The sequence below is a fragment of the Falsiroseomonas frigidaquae genome (genome assembly GCF_012163145.1).
Taxonomy (GTDB): domain Bacteria; phylum Pseudomonadota; class Alphaproteobacteria; order Acetobacterales; family Acetobacteraceae; genus Falsiroseomonas; species Falsiroseomonas frigidaquae.
Genome location: NZ_JAAVTX010000002.1, coordinates 210,664 through 226,419, shown reverse-complemented (window position 1 = coordinate 226,419; position 15,756 = coordinate 210,664). Strand labels below are relative to the sequence as shown.

At 70.5% G+C, this 15,756-nt stretch carries 17 protein-coding genes; 12 read left to right on the top strand and 5 right to left on the bottom strand.

Annotated elements, in window-relative coordinates; translation table 11 throughout:
• Positions 1 to 48 precede the first annotated feature (48 nt).
• The 6 genes from HB662_RS05460 to HB662_RS05435 all read left to right on the top strand — a co-directional run bounded on the left by HB662_RS05460 (position 49) and on the right by HB662_RS05435 (position 5,782).
• Entirely contained in the window at positions 49 to 1,410 is a 1,362-nt protein-coding gene (locus HB662_RS05460) for an ABC transporter substrate-binding protein (RefSeq protein WP_168048023.1), read from the top strand.
• A gap of 136 nt (positions 1,411 to 1,546) precedes the next feature.
• Positions 1,547 to 2,422 carry a carbohydrate ABC transporter permease gene (locus HB662_RS05455; protein WP_245185464.1) on the top strand — a complete coding sequence of 292 codons (876 nt, stop codon included), beginning with the start codon at positions 1,547 to 1,549 and terminating at the stop codon, positions 2,420 to 2,422.
• A complete protein-coding gene (locus HB662_RS05450) occupies positions 2,422 to 3,318 on the top strand; it encodes a carbohydrate ABC transporter permease (RefSeq protein WP_168048011.1) in 897 nt (298 codons plus the stop codon). The genes HB662_RS05455 and HB662_RS05450 overlap by 1 nt, the downstream gene beginning before the upstream one ends.
• A 35-nt stretch (positions 3,319 to 3,353) precedes the next feature.
• Complete coding sequence (locus HB662_RS05445; protein ID WP_168048009.1) at positions 3,354 to 4,454, top strand: ABC transporter ATP-binding protein; 1,101 nt, start codon at positions 3,354 to 3,356, stop codon at positions 4,452 to 4,454.
• Positions 4,455 to 4,513: 59 nt separating this feature from the next.
• Positions 4,514 to 5,599, top strand: a complete 1,086-nt coding sequence (locus HB662_RS05440; RefSeq protein WP_168048007.1) for a malate/lactate/ureidoglycolate dehydrogenase — start codon at positions 4,514 to 4,516, stop codon at positions 5,597 to 5,599.
• On the top strand, positions 5,600 to 5,782 hold the full coding sequence (locus HB662_RS05435) for a hypothetical protein (RefSeq protein ID WP_168047654.1): 183 nt from the start codon (positions 5,600 to 5,602) through the stop codon (positions 5,780 to 5,782).
• Positions 5,783 to 5,785: 3 nt separating this feature from the next.
• On the opposite strand, the gene HB662_RS05430 is transcribed toward HB662_RS05435, so the two are convergent.
• Positions 5,786 to 6,871, bottom strand: coding sequence for a PA0069 family radical SAM protein (locus HB662_RS05430; protein WP_245185463.1), 1,086 nt, complete (start codon positions 6,869 to 6,871; stop codon positions 5,786 to 5,788).
• Between the two features lie 97 nt (positions 6,872 to 6,968).
• Between HB662_RS05430 and HB662_RS05425 the strand changes: the two genes are divergently transcribed.
• The 4 genes from HB662_RS05425 to HB662_RS05410 are packed head-to-tail and all read left to right on the top strand — an operon-like array spanning position 6,969 to position 9,443.
• On the top strand, positions 6,969 to 7,676 hold the full coding sequence (locus HB662_RS05425) for a TIGR04283 family arsenosugar biosynthesis glycosyltransferase (protein ID WP_171970216.1): 708 nt from the start codon (positions 6,969 to 6,971) through the stop codon (positions 7,674 to 7,676).
• On the top strand, positions 7,673 to 8,251 hold the full coding sequence (locus tag HB662_RS05420) for a TIGR04282 family arsenosugar biosynthesis glycosyltransferase (protein WP_168048003.1): 579 nt from the start codon (positions 7,673 to 7,675) through the stop codon (positions 8,249 to 8,251). Before HB662_RS05425 ends, HB662_RS05420 begins: the two co-directional genes overlap by 4 nt.
• Positions 8,248 to 9,021 carry a class I SAM-dependent methyltransferase gene (locus tag HB662_RS05415; protein WP_168048001.1) on the top strand — a complete coding sequence of 258 codons (774 nt, stop codon included), beginning with the start codon at positions 8,248 to 8,250 and terminating at the stop codon, positions 9,019 to 9,021. The genes HB662_RS05420 and HB662_RS05415 overlap by 4 nt, the downstream gene beginning before the upstream one ends.
• A gap of 56 nt (positions 9,022 to 9,077) precedes the next feature.
• Positions 9,078 to 9,443: a hypothetical protein gene (locus tag HB662_RS05410; protein ID WP_168047999.1), complete on the top strand. Its 366-nt coding sequence runs from the start codon at positions 9,078 to 9,080 to the stop codon at positions 9,441 to 9,443.
• A 1-nt stretch (position 9,444) separates the two neighbouring features.
• On the opposite strand, the gene HB662_RS05405 is transcribed toward HB662_RS05410, so the two are convergent.
• Positions 9,445 to 9,912: a cupin domain-containing protein gene (locus HB662_RS05405; protein ID WP_168047997.1), complete on the bottom strand. Its 468-nt coding sequence runs from the start codon at positions 9,910 to 9,912 to the stop codon at positions 9,445 to 9,447.
• 104 nt (positions 9,913 to 10,016) lie between these two features.
• Here HB662_RS05405 and HB662_RS05400 point away from each other — a divergent pair, with 104 nt between their 5' ends.
• Both HB662_RS05400 and HB662_RS05395 read left to right on the top strand, forming a co-directional pair.
• Positions 10,017 to 10,685, top strand: coding sequence for a ribonuclease HII (locus tag HB662_RS05400; protein WP_168049357.1), 669 nt, complete (start codon positions 10,017 to 10,019; stop codon positions 10,683 to 10,685).
• Positions 10,686 to 10,787: 102 nt separating this feature from the next.
• Positions 10,788 to 11,876, top strand: a complete 1,089-nt coding sequence (locus HB662_RS05395) for a site-specific DNA-methyltransferase (RefSeq protein ID WP_168047995.1) — start codon at positions 10,788 to 10,790, stop codon at positions 11,874 to 11,876.
• Between the two features lie 25 nt (positions 11,877 to 11,901).
• On the opposite strand, the gene HB662_RS05390 is transcribed toward HB662_RS05395, so the two are convergent.
• The 3 genes from HB662_RS05390 to HB662_RS05380 all read right to left on the bottom strand — a co-directional run bounded on the left by HB662_RS05390 (position 11,902) and on the right by HB662_RS05380 (position 15,755).
• The gene (locus tag HB662_RS05390; protein WP_168047993.1) at positions 11,902 to 12,441 is read right to left on the bottom strand and encodes a biotin transporter BioY; all 540 of its coding nucleotides are present in this window, start codon (positions 12,439 to 12,441) and stop codon (positions 11,902 to 11,904) included.
• 84 nt (positions 12,442 to 12,525) lie between these two features.
• A complete protein-coding gene (locus tag HB662_RS05385) occupies positions 12,526 to 14,604 on the bottom strand; it encodes a methyl-accepting chemotaxis protein (RefSeq protein WP_168047991.1) in 2,079 nt (692 codons plus the stop codon).
• An 83-nt stretch (positions 14,605 to 14,687) separates the two neighbouring features.
• Positions 14,688 to 15,755 (bottom strand): A/G-specific adenine glycosylase, encoded by a 1,068-nt coding sequence (locus HB662_RS05380; protein WP_342449451.1) that lies wholly within the window; start codon positions 15,753 to 15,755, stop codon positions 14,688 to 14,690.
• Between the last annotated feature and the right edge of the window lies 1 nt (position 15,756).

Below are 15,756 nucleotides of genomic sequence, written 5' to 3'. Positions count from 1 at the left end.
GCGGGACAAAGGCGGACCGGATAACCGGCCGCGAGGGAGGAGGTTCGGATGGCATTCGACAGGATGACCAGGCGCGACGTGCTGCGCGCCACTGCCTTGACCACGGCCGCGGGAGCCACTCTATCGGCGCCGGCGGTCCACGCGCAGGCCACCACGACGCTCCGCTGCGGCTTCTGGGACCACTGGGTTCCAGCCGGCAATGGCGCGATGCGCGAGCTCTGCGCCGAATGGGGTGAAAAGAACCGCGTCAACGTGCAGGTGGACTTCATCACCTCGGTCGGCAACCAGAACCTGCTGACCATCGCCGCCCAGGCGCAGTCGCGGTCCGGCCACGATATCCTGTCCTTCCCGACCTGGGAGCCGGCGGCGAAGTACGACCTGCTGGAGCCGCTGGACGACGTGATGGGCCGGCTGACGGCGAAATACGGCCCGGTGAACGCGGCGGCCGAATACCTCGGCAAGATCCGCGGCAAGTGGGTGGCGATCCCGGCGGTGTCCGGCACGCAGATGAAGCCGGCCTGCGTCCGCTTCGATCTTCTGCAGGAACATGCGGGCATCGACATCCGCGCCATGTGGCCGGCCTCCAACACCCGCGGCCCGGGCGCCGATACCTGGAACTGGGACACCTTCCTGGTGGCGGCGGAGAAGTGCCACGCCGCGGGCGTGCCCTTCGGCATCCCGATGGGGTCCTTCACCGATGCGGTGGATGCGGTCGGCGCCATCATGGCGTCCTTCGGCGCCAGCATGATGGACCGCGACGGCAAGGTGACGGTGCAGGGTAACGCCAAGCTGAAGACCGCGGTCGAATACCTGGTGAAGCTGTCTCGCTTCCTGCCGAACGATGTCTGGGCCTGGGATGACGGTGCCAACAACCGGGCGCTGATCTCCGGCCGTTCCGCGCTGGTGTTCAATCCGCCATCCGCCTGGGCGGTGGCCAAGCGGGATGCGCCGCAGGTGGCGGAGAAGTGCTGGACCGTGCCGGTGCCGGCCGGGCCGGAAGGCCGCTTCACCCCGTACCTGCCGTATTTCTGGGGCATCTGGGCGTTCAGCCGCAACAAGGGCCCGGCCAAGCAGCTGCTGGAGTTCCTGTCCGAGCGGAGCTCGGCGGAAAAGCAGACCAACACCAGCAACGGCTACGATATCCCGCCCTTCGTCAGCATGAACAACTTCGAGGTCTGGGCGAAGGAAGGACCGCCGCAGGGCACCGTCTACAACTACCCGCTGCGGGAGCATCACAACGCCACCGCCAGCATCGCCATGGCCCCGGCGCCGGCGGAATTCGCCGTGCAGGCCTACCAGCAGGCGCTGAACACCAAGGTGGTGGCGCGCATCGCCCAGGGCGGCGAGACCATCGACCAGTCGCTCGACTGGCTGCATCGCGAACTGACCAACATCGTCCGCGGCGGCTGAAACCGGCTGCGGATTGGCGACGGATGGGCGGCACCACCCGCCCATCCGCAACGATGCAGGGGAGAGCATCATGGTAGCCGATGGCAGCCACGCCACGGGCGGCATGGCGAGCAGGGGCCGCGGACGCGCAAACGCCATGCAGCGTTTCGCGCGACGGCGATCGACGATCGCCTTCCTGATGACCCTGCCGCTGCTTTCCATCATCGTCGGCCTGGTCGCCTATCCGGCGGCCTATGCGATTTACCTCTCGACGCTGAACCGGCGGATGACGGCTTTCGCCGGCACGCTGAACTTCGAGCTGCTGTTTGAGAGCGACACCTTCTGGATGGTGGCGTTCCAGTCCTGCTTCTTCGCGGTCACGGCGGTGCTGCTGAAGGCCTCCATCGGCTTCTGGCTGGCGCACATGCTGCACCACATCCCGGACAAGGGGCAGCGCAAGTGGCGCGGCATGCTGCTGGTGCCCTGGGTGATCCCGCCGGCGCTTTCCACGCTCGGCTGGTGGTGGATGTTCGATCCCTCCTATTCCTCGATCAACTGGCTGCTGTCGGTGATCTCGGTGCCGGAGGTGCCGTGGCTGGGCCACCATTGGTGGGCGCGCATCGCCATCATCATGGTGAATGTCTGGATCGGCGCGCCCTTCTTCATGATCATGTACCTGGCCGCGCTGAAGTCGGTGCCGGAGCAGCTGTATGAAGCGGCGATGATCGACGGCGCGTCATCCTTCCAGAGGCTGCGCTACGTGACGCTGCCGATGATGGCCAACATCATATCGATCACCGTGCTGTTCAGCCTGATCGTGACCTTCGCGAATTACGACATCGTCCGCGTGCTGACCAATGGCGGGCCGCGCGACCTGACGCATGTCTTCGCATCCTACGCCTTCCAGGTCGGCATCCTGTCCGGCAACATCCCGCGCGGTGCGGCCGTGTCGCTGTTCATGTTCCCGATCCTCGCCCTCTGCGCCTTCTTCGTGCTGCGCAGCGTCACCCGGCGCAACAAGGAGCAGATGTGATGTCGGCCAGCACCGCAGCGGAAGCGCCCAAGGGCATCTACCACCTGGCCGGCAGCCTCTCGAAGGAACGCCGCTGGGCATTGTGGACGGCGTATATCTCGCTGGTCTTCGCCGCCATCATCTTCCTGGCGCCACCCTTCTACATGTTCGTCACCAGCCTGAAGGGCAGCGGCGAGATCGCCAGCCAAGTCGGCAGCCCCTGGCTGGTGCGCGACCCGACGCTGGAGAACTACAGCGCCATCCTCTTCAACCCGCTGTTCCAGCGCTTCATGCTGAACAGCATCGTCATCACCATCTGCGTGGTGGCGCTGACCATGGTGATCTCGATCCTCGCCGCCTTCGCGCTGGCGCGGATGCGCTTCTTCGGCAGCCAGGCGCTGGCGACCGGCGTGTTCCTGACCTACCTGGTGCCGGATACGCTGCTGTTCATCCCGCTGTACCAGATCGTCGGTGGGCTCGGCCTGCTGAATTCGATCTGGGGCCTGATCCTGGTCTATCCGACGCTGACGGTGCCGTTCTGCACCTGGATCATGATCGGCTACTTCGCCTCCATCCCGAAGGAGCTCGACGAGGCGGCGCTGATCGACGGCGCGTCCTGGTCGCAGATGCTGCTCCGCATCTTCATTCCGGTAGCGCTGCCGGGGATCATTGCGGCGACGATCTTCGCCTTCACCGTGTCCTGGGCCGCCTTCGTCTACCCGACCGCCTTCGTCACCACGCCGGACCAGATGCCGCTGACCATCGGCGTCGTCTCCCAGCTCGTGCGCGCGGATACTTTCGCCTGGGGCCAGATCATGGCCGGTGCGCTGGTCGCGGCGCTGCCGCCGGTCGTCATCTATGCCTTCCTGATGGACTACTACATCGCCGGCCTGACCGCGGGCGCCACCAAGGGCTGATCGGCCTTCCTTCTTCTCCTGCTAGGGGTTCTGCCATGGCTGAAGTTTCGGTCCGCAAGGTGGTCAAGGCCTATGAGGGCAATGTCCAGGCGGTAAAGGGCATCGACCTGGAGATCGCGGACCATGAATTCGTCGTGCTCGTCGGCCCCTCCGGCTGCGGCAAATCCACCACGCTGCGGATGATCGCGGGGCTGGAGGAGATCACCTCCGGCGAGATCGCGATCGGCGGCACGGTGGTGAACGACATTCCGCCGCGCGATCGCGACATCGCCATGGTGTTCCAGAACTACGCGCTGTACCCGCACATGTCGGTGTACGAGAACATGGCCTTCGGCCTGACGCTGCGGAAATTCCCGAAGGAGGAGATCGCGCGACGGGTGAACAATGCCGCCCGGATCCTCGACATCGAGACGCTGCTGGAGCGTAAGCCAAAGGCATTGTCCGGCGGCCAGCGCCAGCGCGTGGCGATGGGCCGCGCCATCGTGCGGGATCCGAAGGTGTTCCTGTTCGACGAGCCGCTGTCCAACCTGGACGCCAAGCTGCGCGTGCAGATGCGGACCGAAATCAAGAAGGTGCACCAGACGGTCCGCACCACCACGGTCTACGTCACCCATGACCAGGTGGAGGCGATGACGCTGGCCGATCGCGTGGTGGTGATGAACCACGGCGTGATCGAGCAGGTCGGCCCGCCGCAGGAACTGTACCACCATCCGAAGACCCGCTTCGTTGCCGGCTTCATCGGCAGCCCGGCGATGAACTTCTTCCCGGCCCGGGTGGAGAACGGCTCCGGCGCCCTGCGCGTGCTGCTGCCCAACAACATCGTCCTGCCGGTGCCGGCCGACCGCACCGCGCGCTACCAGGGCGCCGCGGGGCGGGAGGTGATCTTCGGCATCCGGCCGGAACACCTGACGGAGCCGAAGAACCTCGACCGCGACAATATCTCGGTCTTCGAGGTGACGCCGGAGGTGATCGAGCCGATGGGCATGGAGACGCTGGTGCATTTCTGGATGCAGGGTGCCGAGATCTGCGCCCGCATCGACCCGACCACCCCGGCCGAGCCGGGGCGCCCGATGGAACTGGCGGCGGACCTCAACCACATGCACCTGATCGACACCGAAAGCGGCCGGGTCCTGTAGGTTCCCGAAGCCGCGTCCCGGGCCTAGAGTGGACGGCGGAAGAACATCCGAGAGAAAGCATGGCCGCCGAATACGTGAATGTGCCCGCACCGGCCCTCGAAGCCGTGGTGACCAAGATCTTCGGCGCCGCCGGCTGCGACGGCGCGGAATCCACCCGCATCAGCACCCATCTGCTGGGCGCGAACCTGGCAGGCCACGACAGCCACGGCGTCGCGCGCGTGCCGCGCTACGTGGAATGGCTGGAATCCGGCTTCGTGCTGAAGGGCCAGACCGCGGAGATCATCACCGATGGTGGCTGCTTCGCGCTGCTGGACGGCAAGTTCGGCTTCGGCCAGACGGTGGCCCCGCAGGCTGTTGAACTCGGCATCGCCCGCGCCCTGCAGCACGGCATCGCCGTGGTCGGCCTGCGCAATGCCGGGCATATCGGCCGGGTCGGCGAATACTCCGAGAAGGCGATCGCGGCGGGGCTGATCTCGGTGCACTTCGTCAACGTCGCCGGCAGCGTGCTGGTGGCGCCCTTCGGCGGGGTGGAGCGGCGCTTTTCCACCGCCCCCTTCAGCGTCGGCGTGCCGCTGCCCGGCAGGCCGCTGATCCTGGATTTCGCGACATCGCTGGTCGCGGAGGGCAAGGTGCTGGTGGCGTCCAATGGCGGCAAGGAACTGCCGCATGACGCGCTGATCGAGCCGGATGGGCGCCTGTCCGCCGACCCGCACACGCTGTATGGCGACTATCCGCAGATCGGCCCGCGCAATCCCTCGAACGGGAAGGGCGCGATCCGCGCCTTCGGTGAGCACAAGGGCAGCGGCCTCGCCTTCATGTGCGAGATGCTGGCCGGCGCGCTGACCGGTGGCGGTACCTCTGGCCCGGTCGAGGCGCGCGGGCGCATCGCCAATGGCATGCTGAGCTTCTATGTCTCTCCCGCGCATTTCGGCACCCAGGCGGAGTTCGAGGCCACCGGCCGCGCCTATGTCGACTGGGTGATGGAGACCGCCCCGGCCGACCCGGCCAGCCCGGTGCTCGCGCCTGGCGACAAGGAAGCGCAGACCCGCGCCGACCGCCTCGCCAACGGCGTGCCGCTGCAGCCGGATACCTGGGAGAGCATCCTGCAGGTGGCGCGGCGGCTCGGCGTGCCGACGAACGGGTAAGTGGATCCGTTCACCCGTGTGCTGATCCGGATGGCGCAGTGGCTGCGCCATCCGCCATCGCGGCGCACCGTGCAGATCATCATCGTCGTGCTGGTGGTCGCCACGGCGCTGGTGCTGGTGGAGCGCTTCATCGGCTGGCCCGATTGGGCGACCACGGAACGGGTGCCGATGCGGCGGATGTAGCGCCTACAGCAGCTCCATCTGCCGCGCGGGGGCGCGTGGCGCCTGGAACTGGCTGCAATCCAGCGACCCGCGCATGGTCTTGCGCCCGTCCAGCCCATTGCGGCGCAGGGCGATCCGGAAACGCTGGGCCAGCAGCTCCGCATAGGGGCCGCTGCCGGTCTGGCGCTGGCCGAAGCGGGCATCGTACAGGCGACCGCCGCGGGTTTCCCGTACCAGGGCCAGCACGCGGGCGGCGCGATCCGGGTGATGCTCGCGCAGCCAGGCCTCGAACATCTCCTTGATCTCCAGCGGCAGGCGCAGCAGCACATAGCCGGCATGGCTGGCGCCGGCGCTGGCGCTGGCTTCCAGGATGCGCTCCATCTCCATGTCGTTCAGGCCCGGGATCATCGGCGCCGCCAGCACGCCCACCGGCACCCCCGCCTTCGCCAGCTCCGTCACCGCCGCCAGGCGCTTCAGCGGGTTCGCCGCGCGCGGCTCCATCACCCGGGCCAGCTTCATGTCCAGCGTGGTGACGGAGATGCACACATGCACCAGGTTGCGCGCCGCCAGGCGCTTCAGGATGTCCAGGTCCCGCAGCACCAGCGCGCCCTTGGTGACGATGGTCACCGGATGGCCGAAACGCTCCAGCACCTCCAGCACCCGCCGGGTGATGCCCAGCGTGCGTTCCACCGGCTGGTAGGGGTCGGTATTCGCGCCCAGCGCCACCGGCCGCGCCTCATAGCCCGGCTTCGAGAGCTCCTTCTCCAGCAGCTCCGGCAGGTTCGGCTTGAACATCAGCTTGGTTTCGAAATCGAGCCCCGGCGACATGCCGACATAGGCATGGGCCGGCCGCGCATAGCAGTAGACGCAGCCATGCTCGCAGCCACGATAGGGGTTCAGGGACCGGTCGAAGCCGAGATCTGGGCTGTCGTTCCAGGACAGGGCGCTGCGTGCATGGTCCTGCGTCAGCGTCGTCGCCAGCGGCGGCAGGGCGGCGAAATCCGCATCGAGCGTGCCCCAGCCATCATCATACAGCTCGGCATGCGTCGTTTCGTACCTGACGCCCGGGTTGGTGACGGCCCCGCGCCCCTTGCGGGCGAGGGAGGGCATCGTGGTAGCTCCTCCATCCGGCATCGACCGATCCTCATGTTTCGTGGTTTGTTCTCATGCATCTGAAGCTGGATGGGTCGGGGTCGTCAAGAACAAAATGCGAATAGAGGGACTGCCGATCGAGGGACTGCCGATCGTGGGGCTGTCCGTCATCATCCCGGCGCTGAACGCCGCCGCCAGCCTGCCCGCCACGCTGGCCGCCCTGGGCGACGCGCCGGCGGAGGTTCTGGTGGTCGATGGCTGCAGCACGGATGCCACGGTGCAGGCGGCCGGAACCGCGCGCATTCTGCACGCGCCACGCGGCCGAGGCGGCCAGCTCGCCGCCGGCATCGCGGCCGCGGAAGGCCCCTGGCTGCTGCTGCTGCATGCCGATACACGCCTGGCCCCGGACTGGGAGATCGCGGTGCGCGCCGCCATGGCCGATCCCGGCCGCGCGCATCACTTCCGCTTCGTACTGGATGATCCCAGCCCCCAGGCCCGCCGGCTGGAACGCGCCGTCGCCTGGCGCAGCCGCGCCCTCGGCCTGCCCTATGGCGACCAGGGGCTGCTGATCCACAAGGGGCTGCTGGCGGCTGTCGGCGGCATGAAGGCGCTGCCGCTGATGGAGGATGTGGACCTCGCCCGTCGCCTGGGCCGCGCCCGGCTGGCCGCGATGCCGGCCGCCGCCATCACCAGCGCGGTCCGCTGGCAGCGGGATGGCTGGTGGCGGCGCTCGGCCCGCAACCTCACCTGCCTCGGCCTCTTCTACCTCGGCGTTCCGCCCGGCATCATTGCGCGGATCTATACGGGGCGAAGACAAGGATGAGGGGTGACACGCTGCTGGTCTTCGCGCGCGCGCCGCGGCTCGGCACCTTGAAGCGCCGGCTGGCCCGCGGCATCGGCGCCATGGCGACGCTCCGATTCTATCGAGGACAGCTTGCCGCCCTGCTCGGCGCCGTGGCGCGGGACCGGCGCTGGACCACCTGCATCGTCGCGACGCCGGACCGCGCCCGCGCCCGCTGGCCGCGCCCGGTGGCGGTGCGGCCGCAAGGCGGCGGCGACCTCGGTCAGCGCATGGCCCGCGCCATGGCGCCGCATCGCCGCGTGGTGCTGGTGGGCAGCGACATTCCGGGCATCGGCGCCGCCGACATCGCCGCCGCCTTCCGCGCGCTCGGCCGGGCGCAGGCGGTGTTCGGCCCGGCCGAGGATGGCGGCTACTGGCTGGTCGGCTTCGGCCCGCACCGTCCCGCGAAGCCCTTCGCCGGCGTGCGCTGGTCCACCGATCACGCGCTGGCCGACACCCTGGCCAATTTCCAGGGCCGCCGAATCGCCCTGCTGCGCCGGCTGCGGGATGTCGATACCGCCGAGGACCTTCACGCCATCAGGAGACGCGCCGCATGAGCCGCCCGGATTGGAGCCTGACCAGCGCCGACTACGCCCGCCACCGCCAGGGCTTTCCGGACGGGCTGTATGAGCTGCTGGCGCATCACCGCCTGCTGCGCCCGGGCCTCCGCGCGTTGGACCTCGGCACCGGCACCGGCGCGCTGGCCCGCGGCCTGGCATCGCGCGGAGCCGATGTGCTGGGTCTCGACCCCGCCCCCGGCCAGGTCGCCGCCGCCACGAGGCTGGCGCAGGAACAGGGCCTGGCCGACCGCGCCCGCTTCGCCGAGGGCCTCGCCGAACGCACCGACCAGCCGGCCGAATCCTTCGACCTGGTCGCCGCCGGCCAGGCCTGGCACTGGTTCGACCGCGGCCTGGCGGCGGCGGAGGCGATGCGGGTGCTGCGCCCCGGCGGCGCCCTGCTGATCTGCCACTACGACTGGATTCCGCTGCCCGGCAACGTCGCCCATGCGACCGAGTGGCTGATCGAGGCGTACAACCCGCATTGGCGCATGGGCCGCGGCACCGGCTTCTACCCGGCCTGGGCCACGGACCTTGCCCTGGCGGGCTTTCGGGACATCGGCTTCGGCGGATTCGACCACGAGGCGCGCTACAGCCGCGAGGATTGGCGCGGCCGCATCCGCGCCTCCGCCGGCGTCGGCGGCGCACTGGATGGGGAGGCGGTGGGGCGCTTCGATGCCGAACTGGCCACGATGCTCGATGCGCGTTTCCCGGCTGATCCCCTAGTCGTGCCGCACCGCGTCTTCGCCATCTGGGGCTGGCGCCGTTGATCCCTTAACGCCTTCGCAAGACCGGCGCGCGCAGGCTGGAAGGCGGAGGCAAACGCATGACCGACACGGACAAGGCCCGCGAGATGCGGCAGGCCATCGCCCGCCACCTGGCCGATCTGCACCGGCTGCACATTGCGCTGGCCGCCGACAGCCGTGCCCTCAAGGTGCTGACCACCGAGGGCAGGGCGATCGCCGAGATCGAGATCGCGGCCGAGATGCTGGAACAATACATGGCAGCCACCGGCGCTTTCCTGGAAAACATGCGCGGCCGCTTCGAGAACCGGCTCGGCCTGCTGCGGCGCGGGGATCCCGTGGGGCCGGATCTGGTGCCGGGGCAGGGGCCGCTCGGGCACGGCCCCTTCTGGTACGCCTTCTCCCGCCTCTGCGTCGCGCTGCGGCTGGCGGAGCGACGGGCCGGGTGAGTCAGCTGTAGCCGCGACGCTCGGGGGAGGCAGCCTCGGCGCGCGCCGATTCCTGCGCCTGCTGGTCCACCGGACGGGTCTCGCCCGCGGTATCGCCCTCCGCCGGCTCGAAGTCGAAGTCGCCGTTGTGGGACTGCCAGCTCTGCACCGTCAGCAGTCGCGCTCCGCCGCGGCTTTCATGCGGCCCATGCACCACGCCGGCGGCATGTGTCAGGCAGGTGCCAGGCGTCACCGCCCGGCCCGCCTCGATCAGGTCGCCCTCCAGAAGATAGTGCATCTCCGAACCCGCCTGGTGGCGATGCGCCGGAATCCGGCCGCCGGGTGGGATGTTGACGATGGTGGTCACCACCCCGGCCGCGGCATTCTCGTTCAGGATCTGGATGCGGAACACGCCCCCGGTGGCGCCGGGGATATTGAACGGCGTCGGCTCCACCTCATCTGCCGCCACCTGCAAGCTGCCCTTCGGCATGGATCGGTTCTCCGCTGGTTCAGCCTGACGAACGCCGGCCCGCGCCGCGCGGTTGCCGAGGTCTCGGATTCCCTCGGGCGCCAGGGCGCGCTATGCCGGTGGCCATGCCGGATTACAGCCTCGAACTGGATGCGGGCGGACGGGTCGCTGGGGTGGATGAGGCCGGACGCGGGCCACTGGCCGGGCCGGTGCTGGCCGCCGCCGTGGTGTTCATCGCCCCGCCCTCCGCGGCGCTCGCGGCGCTGCTCGATGACAGCAAGAAGCTGAACGCCGCCCGGCGCGACCTGGCCTATGCGGCGCTGATGGAAGCCGCGCGGCTCGGCCAGGTGGATTGCGCCATCGCCGCCGCCAGCGTGGCGGAAATCGCCCGGCTCAACATCCTGCGCGCCAGCCATTTGGCCATGGCCCGTGCCCTCTGGCGGCTGCGCCAGCCCTGCGACCTGGCGCTGATCGACGGCAACATGGCGCCGCTGATGCCCCCGCATGGTCTGCAGGGGCAACCCCCCGGGCGCGGCTTCCGCTGCGTCATCGGTGGCGACGCGCTGAGCCTGTCCATCGCCGCCGCTTCGATCCTGGCGAAGGTGACGCGGGACCGGGCGATGGCGCGGCTGGACCGCCGCTTCCCCGCCTGGGGTTTTGCCCGTCACCAGGGCTACCCGACGCCCGAGCACCGCGAATGCCTCGCCCGCCTCGGCCCTACGCCGCATCACCGGCGCGGCTTCGCGCCCGTGGACCAGGCCTGGCTGCCGCTGCAACCGGCCCTGGCGGGCTGATCTTCCCATAATCAGCGCGTTGCCGGCTTCGGCTCGGTTGACTGCGCGACTCCGCGCCGCGCATCTTGCCGGCTGCGACTCGGCGGGGTGTGTGGCGAAACGATGGGGACGGGACTAGACCTGCCGCTGGACGAGGTGCTGCTGGGCGATTGCATCGCCACGCTCAAGCGCCTGCCACCGGCCTCGGTGCACATGATCTTTGCCGACCCGCCCTACAACCTGCAGCTGAAGGGTGAGCTGCGGCGGCCGGATGACAGCCTGGTGGATGGCGTGGACGATGCCTGGGACCAGTTCGCCAGCTTCGCCGCCTATGATGCCTTCACCCGCGAATGGATGACCGAATGCCGGCGCGTGCTGCGCAAGGACGGCACCATGTGGGTGATCGGCAGCTACCACAACGTGTTCCGCCTCGGCGCCGCGATGCAGGATCTGGGCTACTGGATCCTGAACGACGTGGTCTGGCGCAAGGCCAACCCGATGCCGAACTTCCGCGGCCGCCGCTTCACCAACGCGCATGAGACGATGATCTGGGCGGCGCATGGCCCGGACTCCCGCTACCGCTTCAACTACGCCGCCATGAAGTCGCTGAACGACGATCTGCAGATGCGCAGCGACTGGTATTTTCCGCTCTGCACCGGCGGCGAACGCCTGCGTGGGGAGGATGGTGCCAAGCTGCACCCGACCCAGAAGCCGGAGGCCCTGCTGCACCGCGTGCTGCTGGCCTGCACCATGCCCGGCGAGGTGGTGCTGGACCCCTTCTCCGGCACCGGCACCACCGCCGCCGCCGCCAAGCGCCTCGGCCGCCGCTACATCGGCATCGAGCGTGACCCGCTCTACAAGGTGGCCTCGGAGAAGCGGCTGGAGGGGGTCGAGCCGATGGATGAGGGTGCCGCCCTGTCGCTGCCCAGCAAGCGGGAACAGCCGCGCATTGCCTTCGGCGTGCTGGTGGAGCGCGGGCTGGTGCCGGCCGGCAGCACGCTGGTGGACCGCAACCGCCGCTGGCGCGCCACGGTGGGTGCCGATGCGACGCTGCGCTGTGGCGCCGCGGTGGGTTCCATCCACAAGGTCGGCGCCGCGCTGCAGGCCGCGCCGTCCTGCAATGGCTGGACCTTCTGGCATATCGAGACGCGCGATGGCCGCCTGCGGCTGATCGACGAGTTCCGGCAGGAGATCGCCGCCCAGGGGGGGTGACCCCCCAAGGGCGGCGGAGGCGCTGTCAGCGCCGCGCCAGCGCCCGCAGCAGCGCCAGCGCCAGGGCGGTCTTCACCACCGTGCCCGGCACGAACAGCAGGAATCCGGCCTCGAAGGCGCGCGCCGGGCCGACATAGGCCGCCAGCCAGGCCACGCCCGGCACGAACAGCAGCAGATGCGCCGCCAGCAGCAGCACCGCCTGGCGCGCGAAATCCTGGCCGCGCGCGAAGCCGGCCAGCCAGGCGGCGAGCGCGAAGCCCAGCAGGTAGCCCCCGGTCGGCCCGACCAGCGCCGCCGGCCCGGCCGCGCCATTGGCGAAGACCGGCAGCCCGGCCACGCCCTGCGCCAGATAGGCGGCGACCGCCGCGAGGCCCGCCGCCGGCCCACCCAGGGCGCCGAGCAGCAGCACCACCAGGCTCTGCAGCGTCGCCGGCACCGGCCACATCGGCAGGCTGATCTGGGCCGAGGCCGCCAGCAGCCAGGACCCGAGCAGCGCCATGCCGGCGAATCGGCCGGCCGCCAGGGCGCGGCTGCGGGCGGTGGTGGCGGGCAGGGTCTGGGTCATTGGCGGGCTCCTCGAATCAGGCGCCCGCGTCTCCCACACCCCTCGCACCCATGTCCACCCACGGCTTCAGGTCCACCCGCAGGTTCAGGCGGCGCGGATCTCGGTCAGGAAGCTTGCCACCTGCTGGCGCAGCGCATCCGCCTGGCGCGACAGGCCGGAGGAGGCGTCGCGCAGGCCGGAGGTGGCGGCCGCCGTCGCCTCCGCGCCCTCCATCACCTCCGCCGTCTGGCGCGTCACCTGGTCGGTGCCGGCGGCGGCCTCCGCCACGGCGCGGCCGATCTCCTGCGTCGCGGAGGATTGCTGTTCCGCCGCCGCGGCGACCTGGGTGGCGATGTTCGCCAACTCCTCGATGGTGCGGCCGATGCTGCGGATGGCGTCCACCGCGCGGGTGGTCTCGGCCTGCATCGCGGCGATCTGGCTGCCGATCTGTTCCGTCGCCTGGGCGGTCTGCGCGGCCAGCGCCTTCACCTCGCCCGCCACCACGGCGAAGCCCTTGCCGGCATCGCCCGCCCGCGCCGCCTCGATCGTGGCGTTCAGCGCCAGCAGGTTGGTCTGGCCGGCGATGGACTGGATCAGGCCGACCACGTCGCCGATCCGCGCCGCGACCTCCGTCAGCCCGGCCATGGCGGTATCCGTGGCGCGCGCATCGGCCGCGGCGCGCTGGGCGATGCGGGCGCTGTCGGCCACCTGGCGGGCCACCTCGGCAATGCTGCTGGCCAGTTCCTCGGCGGAGGCCGCGACCGTCTGCACATTGCCGGCGGCGGCGCCGGCGGCGATCGCCATGCCTTGCGCCTGGTCGCGGGCGAGGCCGGCGGCGCGGCCCAGGCGGTCGGCCGTCTCATCCAGCGGGGCGGCGGCGCCGGCCACCGCTTCCAGCACCGTGGCCACCTGCGTCTCGAAGCGCCGCACCAGGGCCTGCGTCGTCTCGGCGTGCCGGGTCTTTGCCGCCTGCTCGGCCGCCGCATCGGCCGCGACCTGGCGCGCCGCCAGGGCGTTCCGGCGCAGCACCTCGATCGCTTCCGCCATATGGCCGACCTCGTCGGCGCGGCCGCGGCAGGGCACCGCCAGCTCGTTCTCGCCACGTGCCAGCGCCTGCACCGTGCCGGTCAGCAGCACCATCGGCACTACCACGCGGCGGATCAGCAGCAGGCTGAGGCCGCCGAGCAGCAGGCCGGCCAGCACCGTCAGCGCCAGCACCAGGCCCAGCTTCACACCGGCCTCGGCCTCATCCGCCGCGGCCACCGCGGCGGCTTCCGCCAGCGCCGCGTCGCGCACGCCCAGCAGGATCTGCAACGAGGGTGTGGCGAAGGCGGTGAAGGCGTCGCTGTCCATCGGGTAGGTGCCACCGGCGCGGCCGGCCGTGATCAGCGCCTGCAGCTTGGCCTCGGCCTCGCCGAAATAGCGCCGCTGCACATCCTCCATCGCGGCCACCAGGCGTGGCGGGCTGCCCAGCAGGCCGACGAGCTGCCCGATCTGCCGCCAGCCACTTTCCACCACGCGGCTGGAGCCGGCGATGGTCTCCAGCTCCGCCGGGGTCAGCGCGCGGGCATTGCCGCGGCCGGTGGCGACGGCGACGATCCGCCGGCTGCCCGCATCGCGCAGGTCCCAGCTCATCCGCGCCGCCAGCAGCAGCATCTCCAGCCCATCGCCGAGCCGGGCGACGCCGCGATGGCTGGTATCCAGCGCTGCGGCGACCTGCGTCAGGATCTGGTCATAGACCTGCTGCGGCCTGGCGCGGGTGGCGGCGGGCCTTTCCGCGATGGGCAACAGAGCGGCGGCGCGGGTCGGGCCGCGCAGCGCGGCCAGGCCGGCGGCCATCGCCTCCATCGCGCGGAGATGCGGTCGCATCGTCTCGCCAGCCTGGCGCAGGCCGGCCGTGGCGCCGGCCAGGGCGGCATCGGTCTGGCCCTCGATGGTGGTCAGGCGCACCAGCAGCGCCGCATCCGCCGGCGCGGTAGAGTGCATGCGGATCACCCAGTTTCCGCGTTCGATCACCAGCGCCTCGGTCAGCCGCAGGAGATGCGCGGCGGCCTCGGTCAGCCGGCTGGCATCCTGCGCGGCGGAACGGCGCTGCCATTCGGCCTGCGCCATGCTGCCGCCCACGGCGGCGCCGACCGCAGCGATGCCCAGCATGGCCAGTGTGAACAGGGTCTTGACGCGCATGGGGGGTCCGCACCTTCAGGGTCGTGGCGCAGGCTAGGCTTCAGGTCTTGCCATCCGCTGAATCCCGATGCGGCTCGATACGGTCAGGCCGGATCCCACAGCGCCAGCAGCCGATGCATCACGCTCGGCATCGCGGCGCGCGCGACCGAGGGGTCCATCCAGGCATGGCCGGGGATGTCCGGCCGGCCGGTCAGGCGGGCCGACAGCAGCGCCATCCGCAGCTCGAAATGGGTGAAGCCGTGCCGCGCCTCGCCGGCCAGAAGGCGCCAGCGCAGGCCGCTGACCGGAGCATGGGCGAGCGCCTCCGCCTCGCCCCAGGGTTCGGCGCGCCAGGGTGTGCCGGGGATTTCCAGCATGCCGCCGAGCAGGCCCTTCTCGGCCCGGCGGCGCACCAGGACCAGGCCGCCCGGATCATGCAGCAGGAAATGCGTGCCGTGGCGGGTCGGCCTGGCCGCCTTGGCGGATTTGCGCGGCAGTTCCGTCTGCACCCCGGCCGCCTGCGCCGCACAGCCGCCGCGCCAGGGGCACAATGCGCAGGCCGGGTTGCGCGGGGTGCAGAGGGTGGCGCCCAGGTCGAACAGCGCCTGGGCGAAATCGCCCGGCCGGGCGCGGGCGGCGGGTTCCGCCATCCAGCCCTGCGCCAGCTCCGCCAGGCGCTTCTTCGCCGCCGGCAGTGGCGTCTCCACCCGCGCGACGCGGGCGACGACCCGCTCCACATTGCCATCCGCCGGCACCACCGGTTCCTGGAAGGCGATGGCGGCGACCGCGGCGGCGGTATAGGGGCCGATGCCGGGGATCGCCCGCAGACCCTCCACATTGTGCGGAAACCCCTGCGCCGCCAGGGCCTTGGCGCCGGCGTGCAGGTTGCGCGCCCGGGCGTAGTAGCCGAGGCCGGCCCATTCCGCCGCCACCTCCGCCCAATCGGCGCCGGCCAGCGCATGCACATCGGGGAAGCGGGCGAGAAATCGTGTATAGCGGGGGCCGACCGCGGCCACCGTGGTCTGCTGCAGCATCACCTCGGACAGCCAGACCCGGTAGGGATCGGGCGGGCCGATTCCGTCCCGCCAGGGCAGCACCCGGCGATGGCGGTCATACCAGGCCAGCAGCAGGGCGGGCCCGGGAAGGGCGGTTTTGGGAAGGGGAGGGGTCACG

What these genes read in the sequence shown, in the direction of transcription:
- HB662_RS05420 (WP_168048003.1), top strand. Translation starts at nt 7,673, where the DNA reads ATGAGGGGTGACACGCTGCTGGTCTTCGCGCGCGCGCCGCGGCTCGGC.
- HB662_RS05415 (WP_168048001.1), top strand. Translation starts at nt 8,248, where the DNA reads ATGAGCCGCCCGGATTGGAGCCTGACCAGCGCCGACTACGCCCGCCAC.
- HB662_RS05450 (WP_168048011.1), top strand. Translation starts at nt 2,422, where the DNA reads ATGTCGGCCAGCACCGCAGCGGAAGCGCCCAAGGGCATCTACCACCTG.
- HB662_RS05410 (WP_168047999.1), top strand. Translation starts at nt 9,078, where the DNA reads ATGACCGACACGGACAAGGCCCGCGAGATGCGGCAGGCCATCGCCCGC.
- HB662_RS05385 (WP_168047991.1), bottom strand. Translation starts at nt 14,604, where the DNA reads ATGCGCGTCAAGACCCTGTTCACACTGGCCATGCTGGGCATCGCTGCG.
- HB662_RS05395 (WP_168047995.1), top strand. Translation starts at nt 10,788, where the DNA reads ATGGGGACGGGACTAGACCTGCCGCTGGACGAGGTGCTGCTGGGCGAT.
- HB662_RS05400 (WP_168049357.1), top strand. Translation starts at nt 10,017, where the DNA reads ATGCCGGATTACAGCCTCGAACTGGATGCGGGCGGACGGGTCGCTGGG.
- HB662_RS05455 (WP_245185464.1), top strand. Translation starts at nt 1,547, where the DNA reads ATGCAGCGTTTCGCGCGACGGCGATCGACGATCGCCTTCCTGATGACC.
- HB662_RS05430 (WP_245185463.1), bottom strand. Translation starts at nt 6,871, where the DNA reads ATGCCCTCCCTCGCCCGCAAGGGGCGCGGGGCCGTCACCAACCCGGGC.
- HB662_RS05460 (WP_168048023.1), top strand. Translation starts at nt 49, where the DNA reads ATGGCATTCGACAGGATGACCAGGCGCGACGTGCTGCGCGCCACTGCC.
- HB662_RS05425 (WP_171970216.1), top strand. Translation starts at nt 6,969, where the DNA reads ATGCGAATAGAGGGACTGCCGATCGAGGGACTGCCGATCGTGGGGCTG.
- HB662_RS05390 (WP_168047993.1), bottom strand. Translation starts at nt 12,441, where the DNA reads ATGACCCAGACCCTGCCCGCCACCACCGCCCGCAGCCGCGCCCTGGCG.
- HB662_RS05445 (WP_168048009.1), top strand. Translation starts at nt 3,354, where the DNA reads ATGGCTGAAGTTTCGGTCCGCAAGGTGGTCAAGGCCTATGAGGGCAAT.
- HB662_RS05440 (WP_168048007.1), top strand. Translation starts at nt 4,514, where the DNA reads ATGGCCGCCGAATACGTGAATGTGCCCGCACCGGCCCTCGAAGCCGTG.
- HB662_RS05405 (WP_168047997.1), bottom strand. Translation starts at nt 9,912, where the DNA reads ATGCCGAAGGGCAGCTTGCAGGTGGCGGCAGATGAGGTGGAGCCGACG.